The 16,890-nt window shown below is 52.1% G+C and carries 13 protein-coding genes and 2 tRNA genes; 9 read left to right on the plus strand and 6 right to left on the minus strand.

The window, feature by feature from the left end:
- The first annotated feature begins 58 nt into the window (after nt 1-58).
- The 4 genes from AC6I9Z_RS09875 (at nt 59) to AC6I9Z_RS09890 (ending at nt 2,892) form a co-directional block, all read left to right on the plus strand.
- Nucleotides 59-1,462: an NAD(P)H-dependent flavin oxidoreductase gene (locus AC6I9Z_RS09875; protein WP_461455691.1), complete on the plus strand. Its 1,404-nt coding sequence runs from the start codon at nt 59-61 to the stop codon at nt 1,460-1,462.
- 130 nt (nt 1,463-1,592) lie between these two features.
- On the plus strand, nt 1,593-1,877 hold the full coding sequence (locus tag AC6I9Z_RS09880) for a PilZ domain-containing protein (RefSeq protein WP_461455692.1): 285 nt from the start codon (nt 1,593-1,595) through the stop codon (nt 1,875-1,877).
- A 179-nt stretch (nt 1,878-2,056) separates the two neighbouring features.
- Complete coding sequence (locus tag AC6I9Z_RS09885) at nt 2,057-2,512, plus strand: GNAT family N-acetyltransferase (protein ID WP_461455693.1); 456 nt, start codon at nt 2,057-2,059, stop codon at nt 2,510-2,512.
- Nucleotides 2,513-2,529: 17 nt separating this feature from the next.
- On the plus strand, nt 2,530-2,892 hold the full coding sequence (locus AC6I9Z_RS09890; RefSeq protein WP_461455694.1) for a hypothetical protein: 363 nt from the start codon (nt 2,530-2,532) through the stop codon (nt 2,890-2,892).
- 68 nt (nt 2,893-2,960) lie between these two features.
- Here AC6I9Z_RS09890 and AC6I9Z_RS09895 read toward each other — a convergent pair whose 3' ends face one another.
- A complete protein-coding gene (locus AC6I9Z_RS09895) occupies nt 2,961-4,274 on the minus strand; it encodes an ammonium transporter (protein ID WP_461455695.1) in 1,314 nt (437 codons plus the stop codon).
- A gap of 122 nt (nt 4,275-4,396) precedes the next feature.
- Nucleotides 4,397-5,410: a 2-hydroxyacid dehydrogenase gene (locus AC6I9Z_RS09900; protein WP_461455696.1), complete on the minus strand. Its 1,014-nt coding sequence runs from the start codon at nt 5,408-5,410 to the stop codon at nt 4,397-4,399.
- 110 nt (nt 5,411-5,520) lie between these two features.
- Between AC6I9Z_RS09900 and AC6I9Z_RS09905 the strand changes: the two genes are divergently transcribed.
- Nucleotides 5,521-6,012 carry an SH3 domain-containing protein gene (locus AC6I9Z_RS09905; RefSeq protein ID WP_461455697.1) on the plus strand — a complete coding sequence of 164 codons (492 nt, stop codon included), beginning with the start codon at nt 5,521-5,523 and terminating at the stop codon, nt 6,010-6,012.
- 87 nt (nt 6,013-6,099) lie between these two features.
- On the opposite strand, the gene AC6I9Z_RS09910 is transcribed toward AC6I9Z_RS09905, so the two are convergent.
- On the minus strand, nt 6,100-7,290 hold the full coding sequence (locus AC6I9Z_RS09910) for an acetyl-CoA C-acyltransferase (protein ID WP_461455698.1): 1,191 nt from the start codon (nt 7,288-7,290) through the stop codon (nt 6,100-6,102).
- A gap of 152 nt (nt 7,291-7,442) precedes the next feature.
- On the opposite strand from AC6I9Z_RS09910, the gene AC6I9Z_RS09915 reads away from it, so the two are divergent.
- The 4 genes from AC6I9Z_RS09915 to AC6I9Z_RS09930 all read left to right on the plus strand — a co-directional run bounded on the left by AC6I9Z_RS09915 (nt 7,443) and on the right by AC6I9Z_RS09930 (nt 14,297).
- On the plus strand, nt 7,443-8,204 hold the full coding sequence (locus tag AC6I9Z_RS09915; RefSeq protein ID WP_461455699.1) for a prepilin peptidase: 762 nt from the start codon (nt 7,443-7,445) through the stop codon (nt 8,202-8,204).
- A 94-nt stretch (nt 8,205-8,298) separates the two neighbouring features.
- Nucleotides 8,299-8,383: transfer RNA gene (locus tag AC6I9Z_RS09920), tRNA-Leu, on the plus strand.
- Between the two features lie 192 nt (nt 8,384-8,575).
- Entirely contained in the window at nt 8,576-11,155 is a 2,580-nt protein-coding gene (locus AC6I9Z_RS09925; protein WP_461455700.1) for a TonB-dependent receptor, read from the plus strand.
- Nucleotides 11,156-11,381: 226 nt separating this feature from the next.
- Nucleotides 11,382-14,297, plus strand: coding sequence for a TonB-dependent receptor (locus AC6I9Z_RS09930; protein WP_461455701.1), 2,916 nt, complete (start codon nt 11,382-11,384; stop codon nt 14,295-14,297).
- 237 nt (nt 14,298-14,534) lie between these two features.
- Here AC6I9Z_RS09930 and AC6I9Z_RS09935 read toward each other — a convergent pair.
- The 3 genes from AC6I9Z_RS09935 to AC6I9Z_RS09945 all read right to left on the minus strand — a co-directional run bounded on the left by AC6I9Z_RS09935 (nt 14,535) and on the right by AC6I9Z_RS09945 (nt 16,834).
- Nucleotides 14,535-14,610 (minus strand) — tRNA-Thr (locus tag AC6I9Z_RS09935).
- A gap of 41 nt (nt 14,611-14,651) precedes the next feature.
- Nucleotides 14,652-15,524 (minus strand): hypothetical protein, encoded by an 873-nt coding sequence (locus AC6I9Z_RS09940; protein ID WP_461455702.1) that lies wholly within the window; start codon nt 15,522-15,524, stop codon nt 14,652-14,654.
- A gap of 83 nt (nt 15,525-15,607) precedes the next feature.
- Nucleotides 15,608-16,834, minus strand: a complete 1,227-nt coding sequence (locus AC6I9Z_RS09945; RefSeq protein WP_461455703.1) for a mechanosensitive ion channel — start codon at nt 16,832-16,834, stop codon at nt 15,608-15,610.
- Between the last annotated feature and the right edge of the window lie 56 nt (nt 16,835-16,890).

Consider the following 16,890-nt stretch of genomic DNA (forward strand, 5'->3'; position numbering starts at 1 on the left):
TCGCACAATTTGACATGCGCCGTCTATAAGACACGCTTGGGGTATATAGGAGAGTATATTGTTTAAAGGGGTCAAACCTATCCAGTATAATGGCCGTGAAGTTTGGCCATTGATTGAGGGCGGAAAAGGGGTTGCCGCGACCAATCATGCCAGTTCCGGGGCCTGGGCAGCTGCTGGCGGTATCGGCACTGTTTCGGCCGTTAATGCGGATAGCTATGACGCGGATGGCAATGTCATCCCGCAAATCTATCATGGCAAAACCCGCGGCGTACGGCATGAAGAGCTTGTCAAATATGCAATTGATGGCGCGGTTGCACAGGTGACAAGGGCCTTTGAAATGTCCAATGGCAAGGGTGCAATCAATATCAATGTGCTTTGGGAAATGGGCGGCGCGCAACAAGTGTTGCACGGCGTTTTGGAACAGACCAAGGGCATGGTTGCGGGCGTCACCTGCGGTGCCGGTATGCCTTACAAGCTTTCGGAAATTGCCCAGCAATATGGCGTGAATTATCTCCCGATTATCAGCTCCGCTCGCGCATTTCGTGCCTTGTGGAAGCGGGCTTATCATAAAGTTTCTGATCTTATGGCTGCCGTCGTTTATGAAGATCCTTGGTTGGCTGGCGGACACAATGGTCTCAGCAATGCTGAAGACCCTCGTAAACCGGAAGATCCATATCCTCGGGTCAAGGCGCTACGTGAGACTATGCGCGGTGAAGGAATTGCTGATAGCGTCCCCATCATCATGGCAGGCGGTGTTTGGGCTCTAAAGGACTGGGATAACTGGATCGATAATGATGAGCTGGGGCAGATTGCTTTCCAATTCGGCACCCGCCCTCTTCTTACGAAAGAGAGTCCGATCCCCGACAGCTGGAAGAATGAACTGATTAAAATCAAGGAAGGAGATGTCCTGCTGCACAAGTTTTCGCCCACCGGTTTCTATTCATCGGCGGTGCGAAATGAGTTTCTTCGCAGTCTGGAAGCACGGTCCGAACGTCAGATTCCCTATTCGACCGAGAAAGCAGGCGAACATACCCATCAACTGGATGTCGGCGTGAAGGGCAAAAATTTCTGGGTCACGCGCAATGACCTGCTCCGTGCCCGGGAATGGGATGGGTTGGGGTTCACCATGGCGCTGAAGACGCCGGATAACACAATCGTCTTCACCACACCGGAGGAAGCCAAAATGATCCGCAAGGATCAGGCCGATTGCATGGGTTGTTTGTCCCATTGCGGTTTTTCTTCCTGGAAAGACCATGACAATTTCAGCACCGGGCGACTCGCGGACCCGCGAAGTTTTTGTATTCAAAAGTCACTGCAGGAAATTGTTCATGGATCTCCTGTGGAAGAGCATTTGATGTTCGCCGGGCACGGAGCTTATAATTTCGGTAAAGATCCTTTCTATTCCAATGGCTTTGTTCCAACGGTCAAACAGCTGGTAGATCGCATCCTGACCGGGGAATAGTCATGCTTTAACGCTGTTAACCTTTTGATACCTTTTTCCGTTTACCTGTCGATACAGGTGGGTGGAAATTGGCAGGAGGGTAGACGTGGCGTTAAAGTCGACAAGATACCGTAGAGTGGAGCCGGCAGCATTGAACCGGCGTGCTGTGCCCCGCCATGAAGTGACCGTTTCCAGTGCATCGCTGAAACGCAGCGGGAATAAATCCATCGTTGCTACCTTGCTGGATATTTCGATATACGGATGCCGGTTTGAAGCCGACGCCGTGTTTCAGGAAGGCGAGAAAGTAACCGTCACCGTCAACAAACATGTGCCGGTCAAAGCCACTTTGGTTTGGCAGAAAACAAAGCAGGCCGGGTGCCGCTTCGCTGATGCTTTGGATACAGAAATTCTGCGGACCCTGACACTGACGTCTTAAACCGTAATTCAGCTTTCTCGTTTCAAAGTTCACACACATCACACTGCATTTTGCGCTATTTGGAACGCTATATGTTCCAGCAGGTCGGCCGTGTAACAATCAGAAACAATTGATTTAAACTGTCCAAGTGCTCGAACTGTATATATCATCGCGGATGATAGTAGGAAAGCGATCGACTCATGGAAATTCGGCCAGATGATCTGACAGGGCAGGCGGTTCAGGATCTGCTGGCCATCCATCTGTCCGACATGCACAAAAATTCTCCCGCAGGCAGCGTCTATGCGCTTGACCTTTCCGGCTTGAAGGCGCTCGATGTGACTGTATGGGCCGCATGGGAGCGGGGTGTTCTCTTGGGCGTTGGCGCGCTGAAACAACTGTCTGGCACAGCTGGTGAAATCAAATCCATGCGAACGAATCCGAAGCACGTTCGGAAAGGTGTGGGTTTGTCAATTCTCAACCACATAATTGCCGAAGCAAAACGGCGCGGATATAGAACGCTGAGCCTTGAAACGGGATCGGGGAAAGAGTTTGAACCAGCTCTTCACCTCTATCGCAAACGCGGTTTCGAAAATGGGCCTGCTTTTGGGGATTATATTGCGAGTCCATTTAATCAGTTTTTGCATATGACACTATAACAAGCGGGAGCGGTATCATGTTGGAACGGGCTTGCTGGATTGTTCTGGGCATTCTTATCCACTTGCCGCCATTCACTGCCTTTTTTGCTCCGTCACTGATCACTCGCCTATATGGCGTAGCGCCGGATGGTATGAATTTCGCTTTGCTACAACATCGCGCTGCTTTGTTCGGAGTGATAGTTGTCGCCTGCCTATGGGCGGCTTTTGATCCCGATGTACGCAAACTGGCAGTCACTCTAACGGCGCTTTCGATGATCAGCTTTCTCGTCATCTATGGCATCTATGGCCAACCCGACACTTTGCGCGCGATTGCCATTGCTGACCTGATTGGTCTGCCATTTCTGGCTTATGTCGGTTGGAAGGCCTTTTCAGCCAGTTAGAACAAACCGTTCGTTCCGTTGGTCAACGAAGCTGGCCACCGGATCTCACGTTTTTTTGGTTTAGGTCTTTAGTCTAAGTCCCACGCCCGTTCACCATGGCTGGCAATGTCCAGACCATCGCGTTCGTCATCTTCATTCACCCGCATTGGAAGGATGAAGCTGATTCCATAGCCGAGGATCGCAGTAGCGATGGCAGACCAAATGGCCACAACGCCGACACCGATAAGCTGGGCAACAAACTGGCTGCCAAAGGCCATATCATCGCCATAGCCCGTGCCGCCAAGGCCTTCGCTGATGAAAAGAGCCAGCAGCAGAGAACCCAACATGCCGCCGACGCCGTGAACTGCGAAAACGTCGAGGCTGTCGTCGATTTTAAAGCCATTTTTGACTAGGCCAACCGCAAAGAAACAGACGAAACCTGCCGCCGCGCCAATCACGATCGATGCTCCCGGGCCGACGAAACCAGCCGCCGGAGTGATGGTGGCAAGGCCCGCAATCGCGCCGGTTGCGACACCAACAGCGGTTGATTTTCCGACTTTGATCCGCTCGATCAAAATCCAGACCAAAGCTGCCATGGAAGCCGCGATATGGGTGTTGATAATCGCGGAAGATGCATCGTCTGTTGCGGTCAGGGCAGAGCCACCGTTAAATCCGAACCACCCGACCCAGAGCAAGCCTGCACCCGCGACCGTCAAGGCAGGGCTATGCGGCAGCATCAGTGTTTTCGGCCAGCCAATCCGCTTGCCCATCATGATCGCGACAACAAGCGCTGATACGCCTGCCGTGGTGTGGACCACGATTCCACCGGCAAAGTCGAGTACACCAAGACTGGAAAGCCAGCCGCCGCCCCAAACCCAGTGGGTAACGGGTGCATATACTACCAGCAGCCAGAGCGAACAGAAAGCCACGACCCAGCCAAAGCGCGCACGATCAACCCAGGCGCCAACCATCAGGGCAGGGGTAATCACCGCAAAAGTCATCTGGAACATGGCAAAGGCAGATTCCGGTATGGTGGTTCCTTCACGAACATTACCAAGATTACCAAGCATCCAATTGATACCATTACCTAAAATACCATTTGTAACTTGACCAAATGCCAGTGTGTAACCGGCGATAACCCACAAAACGGAGGTGATACCGGCCACGGCCATGCATTGTATAAGCACCGAGAGGAAGTTCTTGGATCTGACCAGCCCACCATAGAATAAAGCAAGGCCGGGAAGCGTCATCAACAAAACGAGAGCGGTAGAGGTTAATATCCAGGCAGTATCACCACTATTGGCCACATCAGTGGCTGGATCGACGACTTCTTGTGCTGCTGCCGGAACGTTTGCCAGAACGGCCGCAACGCCAGCGATGAGAATTTTACTCAGATATTTCATGAAGTCCCCTGAACACAGTATTTTATTACGCCGACCCGCTTCTGCGAATCATATTTTGAGGTTTTCTAGTCGTGAACGGGACGGGACTCAACCGCGAACTATTGCGGACGGCGGGTAAGAGTTCAGGCCCAGCCTTCCAACACCTGATCTGGCGGTCTGTGTCCGTCGGCCCATACGCGGATATTGGCAATGACTCGCTCACCCGATGCTTCTCGTCCTTCGAAAGTAGCGCTGCCCATATGGGGCAACAGCACAACATTTTTTAGCGTCAGAAAACGCTCGTCGACCGCGGGCTCTTGTGTGTAAACATCCAGGCCTGCGCCGCTTATGTTCTCTTTCTGGAGTGCTTCGATCAACGCATTTTCATCAATCAGTTCGCCGCGAGCCGTGTTGATCAGGTATGTGGATGGCTTCATCATGGCAATCCGCTCGGCGTTGATCAATTCATGTGTTTGGGGGGTGTGCGGGCAATGGATAGTGATAATGTCACAGGTACGGATCAGTTCATCCAGATCATCGACATAGCTGGCGTTGAGCGACTCTTCGACCGCCGGCGGCAATTGACGGCGGTTGTGGTAGACGACTGACAATCCGAAACCGGAAGCCCGGCGCGCAACAGCCTGGCCAATACGGCCCATGCCGATGATGCCCAGCTTTTTGCCGCCGATGCAATGGCCAAGCATGCCCGAAGGCTTCCAGCCCTTCCATTGTCCAGAGCGCATGAGTTTTTCACCCTCTGCCAAACGCCGCGGCACAGACAGGATAAGCGCCATGGTCATATCGGCCGTATCTTCCGTAAATACTCCCGGCGTATTGGTAACAAGAATTTTGCGCGCACGGGCAGCCGCCAGATCAATATGATCAACACCGGCGCCAAAGCTGGCGATCAGCTTGAGCCGTTCCGGTGCGCCGGCAATCATCTCGGCATCAATATGATCGGTGACAGTCGGAACCAGCACATCGCAATCGGCCATGGCGGCGATGAGATCGTCTCGCGTAAAGGCCCGATCAGTTAAATTCGGAACGACATCAAACAGTTCCCCCATTCGATCGTGGATCGCATCGGCCAGTTCACGTGTTACAATGACGCGCGGTTTTGCGGGGCGGAGTGTCTCAGTTTGGGATGTTTCAGCCATAGGGCCATCGCTATGCCTGAATTTTACATGAGGTCAAGCAGGTGGCGCTTGATGATCGCTCGTCTTTCAGTTTATGGCCTGGGCTGTGGGGGATTGTAAAAGTTAAAAGCATGCGTAACCTTGATTTGAAAATACTATTCGTTTTTGGTGCTCTGGGTTCGGCCGCAATGACGTCCTCCCCGGCAATGGCCCAACAGGAACCACCCTATTGGGCTTCTATCGATGAGCCGGAGGCACGGATGCGCACTGGGCCGAGCACTGAATATCCGACCATGTGGATATATAAGAGGGAACGCCTGCCGATTAAAATTTTGGCACGCTACAAGGCATGGCGAAAGGTTGAGGATCCCGACGGTGCACAGGGATGGATGCACGCCAGGCTATTGAGCGCCTCAAGGACGGCTATAGTGCTGGGCGAAAAAGGGCAGGCACAACCTTTGCGGAGTAATCCTCAACGAGATGCCAAGGTTATCTGGCGTGTTGAGACCGGTGTTGTCGGCAAGATCACACAATGTGAGAATGGATGGTGCCTGCTGGATGTTACTGGTCGGCGGGGCTATATCAATCAGGACGCGATCTGGGGGGATGAACCCCTGAAGTAGAAATGGCAGCGGACAATTCCAAGGTCGTAATTAAAAGGGACAGGAAAATGATGCCTCCCGTCCCTTCAATTTTTTACAAATTGGGATTTAGTCGGCCAGCTCTATGGCAACGGCCGTTGCTTCGCCGCCACCAATACAAAGCGCCGCAACGCCTTTCTTAAGGCCTTGTTTTTTGAGCGCTGCGACCAGCGTAACCATAATTCGAGCACCACTGGCGCCAATGGGATGGCCTAGGGCTGTTGCGCCGCCGTTTATGTTGAGCTTGTCGCGCGAGATGCCGATATCCTGCATCGCGAACATGGCCACGCAGGCAAAGGCTTCGTTGACTTCCCACAGATCAACATCAGCCACGCTCCACCCCGACTTTTCGAGAACTTTCTGGATGGCAGAGACAGGTGCGGTCGTAAATTTCGCCGGTGCATGGGCATGGGCTGCATGAGCCACAATATGCGCCACCGGTTTCAGGCCCTTTGCTTCGGCTACGCTGGCACGGGTCAGGACCATCGCCGCTGAGCCGTCCGAGATCGAAGAAGCATTGGCCGCCGTGATCGTACCGTCTTTTGCAAATGCAGGGCGCAATTGTGGAATCTTGTCGGGATTGCCTTTCAGAGGCTGTTCGTCCTTGTCGATCGTGACGCTGCCTTTGCGGGTCTTCACCTCAACAGCAACGACTTCGTCATCAAATGCATCGCCCTCCACCGCTGCTTTGGCGCGCGCGAGGGATTCAATTGCATATTCATCCTGTGCTTCACGGGTTAGCTGATATTCACCGGCTGTTTCTTCGGCAAAGCTGCCCATGGCCCGGCCTTTGTCATAAGCGTCTTCAAGGCCGTCCAGGAACATATGATCCATGGCCTGTGCATGTCCCAATCGGGCTCCGCCGCGCATTTTGGGAAGCAGATAGGGCGCATTGGTCATACTCTCCATCCCGCCGGTGACTATGATATCAACTGAACCGGCTGCCAGCGCCTCTGCACCCATGATTGCGGTCTGCATGCCTGATCCGCACATTTTGTTGACTGTGGTGGCTTCGACCGATTCCGGCAGACCGCCCAATATCGCTGCCTGGCGGGCAGGGGCCTGACCTTGCCCCGCGGACAGGACATTGCCCATATAGATGCGCTCTACATCCGAGCCGTCAATGCCGGCCCGTTCAACGGCAGCGCGAACCGATACCGCTCCCAAATCCGGCGCGCTTACATCGCTCAAGGCACCTTGCATGCCGCCCATCGGTGTGCGGGCGTAGGACAGAATGACGACAGGATCAGATTGAGACATGGGGCTTTCCTTTCAGAGGAATCTTGGGCCGCGCTGGCGGCATTAAACAATTGTTGTCCACATAGGGCGCTCATTCCGCTTTTTCAATTGCAGCATTGAACATCTGTCGATGCCATGCCAATCGGCAATTTCGCAACTTGCCGGAGCTTTCCTTGCCAGATTATCTCTATCCCATCCTAGGAGCTGTTCTCGGACTGGTCATCGGCAGCTTTCTGGCGACGATTGTCAGCCGCTGGCCGGAGGGAAAATCGGTTGTTTCGGGACGTTCCCGCTGTGATAGTTGCAATCAGCCCTTGCATGCTCGCGATCTGGTTCCGGTACTCAGCTATATAGCGAGATCAGGTAAATGCGCATATTGCGGAGCGGCGATAAAGTCCGACCATCTGTTGATCGAACTTAGCGCAGGTTTGATTGGAGGCTTGGCGTTATTTGCGGTGCCGGGAATGGCAGGTTTGTGGGGAGCGATATTTGGTTGGTTGCTGCTTACGCTGGCAGCGCTTGATGCACAGCATCATTGGCTGCCTGATCGACTTACGCTATCTCTGGCCGCTACAGGTCTGGTGTCGTCTTTGTTTATCGAGAATCCGGATATTTTGAGCCGATTGGTTGGCGGCGTCACCGGGTTCCTCACGCTTTTTCTGATTGGTTGGGGCTACCACAAGCTTCGTGGCCGGGAAGGCCTAGGCGGTGGCGATCCAAAGCTATTGGGTGCTATTGGGTGCTGGCTTGGATGGTCGGCATTGCCCCTGGTTATTTTGGGAGCAGCGCTGGCGGGATTACTGGCTGCCCTGATGATGCGTATGCGGGGGCAAGTGGTTATGGCCGACAGCATGTTGCCTTTGGGCGGTTTCATGGCGATTGTGGCTTTTCCATTGTGGATCATTCAGACAATGACCGGCGGCATTCTCCTTTAACAAGGAAACGCACACACAGAGGGTTGCCAGCAAAAATATACTCCGCTAACAGGGCGGCGATTTCGTGATAGCCAGTCTGCGGCAACGCAAATCAGCCCCTGTGGTGGAATTGGTAGACGCGCTCGACTCAAAATCGAGTTCCGCAAGGAGTGCCCGTTCGAGTCGGGCCAGGGGCACCACTACCGGCATTTTGGATACATCTGTTGCTCTGGTGCAACGCTTTGACAGCATTCACTACAATAATCATACTTACGGCGCTGTAAAGCATGAGAAGCGGTGGACTATTGTCGCCAATTCTATCAATGCGGAAGACAGATGGAGGACGGCTTTAATGTAATGCGTCCCCTCAAAAGGGTTCTTAGGAGTTTATCATGAAAATAACCAAGTTTTTGACCGCTACTGCTGTGGGCGGCCTGATTTCTGCAGTTCCAGCATATGCGCAGGAGGTTCAGGAAGAAGAAACAGTTGATGATAATGTCATCATCGTGACCGCGACCAAACGCGCACAGTCGCTGCAAGAGACCCCAATTTCGGTCTCAGTGACGACCGGAGAAACGCTCGAAGCCGCGCAAATCCGTGATGTGCTCGACCTGCAGACAGTTACGCCTTCGCTCCGCGTCAGCCAGCTTCAGACTTCTTCGGCATCAACCTTCATCATTCGTGGTTTCGGTAATGGTGATAACAACTTCGGCATTGAGCCATCAGTTGGCGTCTTTATTGATGGCGTGTTCCGCTCACGTTCGGCTGCTGCTTTGTCAGATCTCCCCAACGTCCAGCGCATTGAGGTGCTGAACGGCCCGCAATCGACGCTGTTTGGTAAGAACGCATCCGCAGGCGTTATTTCGGTTATTACGCGTGAGCCACAATTTGAATTTGGCGGTGCGGTTGAGGCCAGCTACGGTAATTTCAATTCGGTCGTCCTTAAGGCTGATGTAACCGGACCGATCACCGATAACATCGCATTCTCTGTCGACGGCAGCTATAACCGTCGTGACGGTTACTCCACCATCCTTAATCTTGATGAAGAGCAGAATGATCGCAACCGCTGGTCCGCACGTGGACAGTTGCTGATTGAGCCATCTCCAGATTTACGTATCCGTGCGATTGCAGATTACTCGCGTATCGATGAGGTCTGCTGTCAGGTCAGCACGGTTGTTTCCGGGCCTGTTACCGGCGCGCTCAATCTAGTGGGCGGACAGCTAAACACTGATTTCTTTAGTGATGAAGTGTTCCTCAACTTTGTGCCGACCAACGAAGTCGACAATTATGGCGGTTCAATACAAGTCGATTGGGATGCCGGCCCGATCTCGGTTACGTCAATCACCTCTTATCGTGAACTGAAGAACTTCTTCCTGTCAGATATTGATTACACCAGTGCTTCCCTCGCGACGGAAACGCGTGATCAGGATGTCGAAACCTTCACACAGGAAATCCGAATTACTTCGGATTTCGATGGTCCGATCAACTTCCTGCTTGGTGGTTTCTATTTTGATGAGTCCATTTCTCAGGACAGCGCTATTCAGAACGGCAGCGATATCCGCGACGTGTTCGAAATTCTCGCTGGCGGCAACCCTGCCGACGTGCTAGCCGGCCTGCCATCCGTGTTCAACGGTGTAGAAGCTGGTCTCGGCCTGCCACAAGAGAGCATCTTCAACACGCCTCTGCTGACTTCTGAGCAGTTCAGCATGGACAACACATCCTGGTCGATCTTCGGTACGGTTGATTTCGAACCAGTTGATGGGCTCGTGTTCACCGGCGGCTTCAATTATACTGACGATTCCAAGGACTTCGCGCTTGCGCAGCAGTCTTTCGACCCGCTTGGTCAGGTTAATCTGGTTGATGCCTTTATCGTTGGGGCCACTGCTGGCGCCGTCACTACTCGTGATCAGTTCCAGGCACTGCCGGCTGCAAACCAGGCCGCTCTGCTCTCCGTTGCAACTACGCCGTGTACTGCTCTTACGGCACCAAATTGCAACCAATTGATTGGTCTGGCTGCATTCCAGTTCCAACCTCCATTTGTGACCATTCCAAATGCGGTTGAAGATGGCCGGACAAATGATGACAAGTTCACCTATTTGTTGCGTGCTTCTTACGAGATATCACCCGAAGTGAACGTCTACGCCAGCTATGCGACCGGATTTAAAGCGAGTTCGATCAACCTGTCGCGCGATAGCCGTCCGTCGAATGATGTATTTACCGCTGGCCCAGGTGGATCGACATTCGCCGCTCCGTCATCGCCAATCCTCGATGCTGGCCTGGCCGTTCCAAATCTCGTCACAGGCTCGCGTTTTGCGGGGCCAGAAGAAGCCGAAGTCTATGAAGTCGGCATCAAGGCGCAATGGCCGGGAATTGGTGTCAACCTTGCTCTGTTCGATCAGACGATTGAGGGTTTCCAAAGCTTTGCTTTCACCGGAACCGGTTTCGCGCTGCGCAATGCTGGTGAGCAGTCGGTGCAGGGTTTTGAGTTGGATGTTAACGTCCAGCCAACCGACGGTCTGGTGTTCACCTTCGCAATGACCCACCTTGATCCGTTGTTCGATGACTTCCCGGGCAGTGTGCTTGGTGATCTCACCGGTCAGCGCCCAGGCGGCATTCCAGCGTGGGCAATCGCAACTTCGGCGACATACACGCATGAATTCGGAGCTTCGGGCAATCGTCTGATCACGCGCGTGGATTACAATCATGAGAGCAACACGGATATCAACAACGGTTTGCCAGAATTTAATACGAATGTGGGCAATACCGAGATCTTCCGACGTGAAGTCAATCTCGTGAATGCTTCCATGACGCTTGCTCTCGACAACGGTCTTGAAGTTGGCATCTATGGCCGAAATCTGTTCGATGACCGGTATATTGCGACTGTATTCGATGGTGTTGCACAATCGGGAACGGTTTCAGGCTATCCAAGCGCTCCACGTACTTATGGCGGAGTTGTTCGGTTTAAATTCTAATTTAGTCGACATCAAAAAAAAGAGCCCCGCTAGGAAACTGGCGGGGCTTTTTTTATCGCTGATTTAAAACCACTTCAGCAACAAAGGTGCAAAAATGTAACGCACTGGTGCATTTTTTTTATTTCAGTCTGGACTTAATCGATCGATTAGTTGAAGATCAAGACATCTGGGGGGATGAGCAAAAGCTACACTCTCCAGAAAAATAGATCGGGATTGGGAGAGAAAAATGCGTAAATCGTTACTGTTAGCCGCCACAGCTATATCTGCAGTGGCTTCACCAGCATGGGCACAAGCCGATAGCGATGTTGATGACAACGTCATTATCGTGACGGCACAGCGTCAGGCACAAAGCCTTCAGGAGGTGCCAATTGCCGTTTCGGCTTTCGATTCCGAAGCCCTGGAAGCACAGCAAATTGAAAATGCATCAGATCTACAGTTAACGCTGCCTAACGTCTCTTTCACGAAAAGTAATTTTACCGCGTCGAGCTTTACCATTCGCGGCATCGGCGATCTTTGCGTCGGTGTGACGTGTGATTCTGCGACTGCCATCCACTTGAACGATGCCCCGTTGTTCAATACGCGCCTGTTCGAAACAGAATATTTCGATCTCGAACGGGTAGAGGTCTTGCGTGGTCCGCAGGGCACCTTGTTTGGCCGGAACGCAACATCTGGTGTGGTCAACGTTGTTACAGCGAAACCAGAGTTGGGTGAATTTGCTGCATCGCTGGAGGGTGAATATGGTAATTTTCAGTCGATAAAACTCAAAGGCATGGTCAACATACCATTGGGCGATACATTGGCATTCCGCGCTGCCGGTTTTTATCTGAACCGTGATGGCTATACGACTAACTTGTTTGATGGCTCCGACATTGATGGTCGTGACATGTATGCAGTGCGTGGGTCCATCAAATGGGAACCAACGCCAGACACCACTGTAAACCTTATGGGTTATTATTTCCGTGAGGATGATGACCGACTGCGGATCCAGAAACAAAAATGTCAGACGGACCCAACAGGTGTTTTGGGCTGTCTCAACAATCGCCTAGACTTCGGCAAGGTCAATACCAACGCGACATTCACAGGCACTTTGAGTTCTAGGGAGTTTTTGGCCTCACAAGGTGGTGCTGGTTTTGCTACATTGGGACTTGGCAGCATTTATGACCCGAATTCCAATGGTCACGCCAACTTCACTGAACCTAATGATGTCCGGACGGTCAATACTGACTTCAATCCTGAGTATTTTACCGACGAGTTACAATTGCAGGCGCATATTGAACATGATTTTGGACCGATCCAGGTATCCATAACCGGTCTGTATCAGGAAACAGAGGTTGACTCCCGTCAAGATTATAACCTCTCAGTTCTGTCGCGGACTACCATTGATCCTACATTGGCAACCTTGGGCGCACTTTCTGGCGTTGGAGGGCCTTTCGAAGCCTTTGCGCCGGTTCTAAATGCTGTGACATCCGGTAACCAGTTATGTACGTCGGATACAGACACAATTGGGCTCGGTTCTTTTGGCGGTAACCGTATTTGTGCTGATACGCCAATCTCACTTGATCGTTCCAATCAGGACAATACTAGCTGGTCAATAGAAGGCATCATAAGCAGCGATCTGGACGGACCATTCAATTTCCTTCTGGGTGGTATCTATGCCGAGAATAATCTTGGCCAGAACAGCTATTATGTGAATACCTTCGCTATTGACTATATCGCCGGTATCTTGGGCGCTTCCAATGGTGGTTTCCTTGGAACACCTTATTTCCGCAACAACACTCGGGAATTCGAACTCGAATCCTACGGCATTTTTGGTGAAGTCTATTTCGATGTCACCGACAATTTGAAGCTCACGGGCGGCCTGCGCTACAATAATGACAAGAAATTTGTCGAAGCAAGATCTACCCTGGCGAGCTTCCTTGTACCATTTGGCCAAACAACAGACGCGTTTACTTCGCCATTTGTTGGCGGATTTGATGCCGATCCGGGTACGCCGGGCAATCAGATTGTGCAGCAACGCAGCGTTGCCTTTGACGAGATCACCGGGCGCTTCGTGATTGACTGGCAGTTCACGGATGACAATCTGATCTATGCCTCTTACTCGCGCGGCTACAAGTCCGGTGGCATCAATCCGCCTTTGCAGCCGATTTTTGAAGTTCCTGAATCATTCGCTCCCGAGCAGATTGATGCCTTTGAAATCGGTTCGAAAAATACATTTGCCGATGGTGCTCTCCAACTCAATTTGACGGCCTTCTACTATAAATATAAGGACCTGCAGTTGAGCCGTATTATCGCTCGAACAGCGGTCAACGATACAATTGATGCTGATATTTATGGTGTTGAAATAGAAGGTTTCCTACGGCCCGATCCGGATTGGTTGATTAATCTCGGTTTCAGCTATCTGAATACCAAGGTTAAGGGTGATCAGTTCTTCAGCAATCCGCGGGATCCAGGTGGTGGACGCGCGGATGCGGTCATCATCAAGGATATTTCGAACGGTGCCAATTGTGCGGTCATACCAACCACTGCCGGTGATGCAGCGACTGCAAACGGTTACGTAAATACGGTAAATACCCTGATAAATGGTGGCCTTGATCTGGATCCCACAAGCCCCGGGTTGGAAATTCAACCCGGTGCGAACCTTCAAGGCACAGCTCCATTCCCGGCTGACGGCGGTATCGCATCAACCGGGGCATTCAGTTTCTGCGGTATATTGGATGCTCTTGCTCCAACGGTTGGCGCAGGGGCCGTTGAAGTACTTAGCCCGGGTGTGCAGGTCAATTTGCGCGGCAATGATCTACCACAGGCACCCAATGTCAAGGTGTCTGCCGGGGTGCAGTATACGCATAACTTTGATAGCGGTTGGTCGTTAGTACCTCGTGTCGATGTTGCTTATACAGGCGATCAAACGGCGAGTATTTTCAATGGCAATGTCAACAAGATAGAAGGCTTTACGCAGGCCAATGCATCGCTGCAGTTAAATGGTACCGATGATAAGTGGTTTGTTCGGGCATTTGTTCAGAATATCTTCGACAGCAACTCGATTACGGGTCAATATCTGACTGACGCATCTTCGGGATTGTTCACGAATATCTTTACGCTCGACCCACGCCGGTATGGCATCGCGGCAGGCATCAAGTTCTAAAGAGATCGTCACGTGGAAAAGGAGCCCTGCCAGGAGACTGGCGGGGCTTTTTTGTTGGGTTACGTTGCCGTGATGTAACAGGGCACTCATCCTGAGCTTGTCGAAGGACTTTGAGGATTTGGTTAGTGCAGCCCGTAGGATCATTGGTGGTCGTTACTGTTGTGTACAGCCACCCTTGCTTGCGCTGCGGGATTTTTGCGGGCGTTCGTCCCCCGGACGAACTCCGATCCACGAAAATGGTGCCGAATATCCGACTCGAACGGATGACCTACCGCTTACAAGGCGGTTGCTCTACCAGCTGAGCTAATTCGGCGCTGGTTTGATGGCTGTAGCCACGAACGAGCGCTCTTTGCTTCAAAAAACACCAAAGGTCCAGCCCTCTTTTTGTGCTATTTCATCTGTCAGCTTCGGCGGGTGCCACAGCTTTGTATCTTTACTGGCATTTTTCATCCAGGCCGCAGTTATCAGAGCGTCGGTGCTGTGATCATCATAGCGGTCCAATTTAGCAGGCAATGGCATTCCTAGGGTGCGCAGCGCTGCTTCCAGCCCTTTACGATCCCGTATCTTGCTTTTTCCTTTGGGCAGTCCAGCAGCCAGCGCAGCAATGGTCGTATAGATTTCGATGATCATTGGGCCGCTATCTGGCACCGGATCAAAGGGCCAAACGGGAATGGCACCGTTTAACTGGTGCAGCATGCGCATACCCGTCAGACTTGATTTTCCGACTTGCGCTGCACCAACAAGATTGAAGCAACTCGCACTGTTTGCCTGACCGGTTTCGCGTTGATGCTGTTCGACCAAACGAAGCCGTCCGATGCTCCCCGTAAAAAGATCACCGACATTGTCACGGCTGTGCCGAAAATGGCGTGCTGCCTGAGGGTGATCTAGGAAAGATAGGACATTCAGATACTGATCAGCGGTAGAATGTTGTTCCACTAACCTCCAGAGCTCTTTGGCGTTGGATGGACTGTCATCCCATTCCGGGAAATAGCTTCCTGCGTCATGAAAGGGTAGCGACATCGACAGATCAAAACCGATCAACATATCCTGCTTTGCGTGTGCGATCCGAAGCAACCAGTCGCGCACATCTGATCGAGACCATCTCGGATCGGGGCGGAGCAGGGCCGGTGGTCCATTCGATCCTATGGTCGCGACCGCGATCCCATTTGGCCGCTCCGCCTTTGCGCCTGACCAGTCGACACAGGTAAAATGAGAGAAGCGCCGCATATCTGCATCTTAGCGCGCCGTGATAGCAAAAGAAAAGGGCCGGCCCGCACGGACCAGCCCTCGTTCGATTTTTATCAGCTATTCTATTTTTTGGCCGCGGGTTTCCGTGCTGCAGGTTTACGCGTGGCTGGCGCTTTGGATTTGCCAGAACGCATGTCTTCCAGCGTTTTTGCTGCGGCATCGCGGCCACCCAGTCCGAAGGCCAGGGCTGCGGCAACTCCGCCACCAATGACCAATGCACCAAACGCCATGTTGATGATGCTATCGGCAAGTCCCATATATTTCAGACCCATGGCAACGAACAGGACGATGGTCGCATATTTGACGATCTGGCTGCCCATGCTGCCTTCAGATGCACCACCGACAATTCGTGCCAATATGTTGGCGATCATGAAGCCGAGGCCGATAATTACCCCGCCAAAAATGACCTTGCCGCCAAGCGCCAAGACCTCATTCAGGATATTGGTCAGCTCTGGGAATTGCAGCATACGGGTCGCTGCAATTGCCGCGAAAAGCATAATGGCAATGATCACGATTTTGGAAACGACGGATGAAACCGTTGTCTTTTCGGGCAGAATGCCAAGCGCATTGACCGAACGATCAACACCAAGACCAGGCAATACCTCTTCAATCAAACCGCCAACCCAGCGCGCAATCATATAAGCGATGCCAAGCAATATTGCGGCACCAATGACCAGCGGGATGGAGGTGAAAATTGTGTTGAGCAGCGATGTCGCTGGTTCAGTAATGGTCGACATATTCAGCGCATCAAGGGCCAATATCGCTATGGGAATGATGATCAGAACATAGACTATCGTGCCAATGGTCTTGCTGATTGTACTGTTACCGGTAACTTCTTCGGCACCAGCTTTGTTGGCCCATTTGTCGAGATTTACAGTCATCATCGTGGTTTCGACAATCTGTTTCACGATGTTCGCAACGATCGAACCGACAAAGAAAATAATGCCCGCACCGATGATGTTCGGAATAAAGCCCATTACGTCGTCGAGCAGCGTCTGGAGAGGTTCGATAACGCTATTCAGTCCGAAAGTGGAAAGCACTGCAATCAGACCGAAGAGCCAAATGAGTAAAGAAACGATCTTGCCCAGCGACATCCCGATGGATTCTCCTGAACCGGTGTCGCGTTGCAGTAAACTGATGTTGTCGACAAGCTTAGCAAAGGCCCATTTGGCGGCTTTTGCCACGATCCATGTGAGCAGGAGAATGATAAGCGCGACGCCGATCTTTTCCCCCCATTCCATCATGAGCTCTGTATCGAGCGCATAGTTTCCTATTCTCAATCCATCCATTTGCATTCCCCTAATTCTGGACATTGTTAAGACTGTCCGAAGGTTAACACGTTCTC

The organism is Parasphingorhabdus sp. (genome assembly GCF_059726685.1).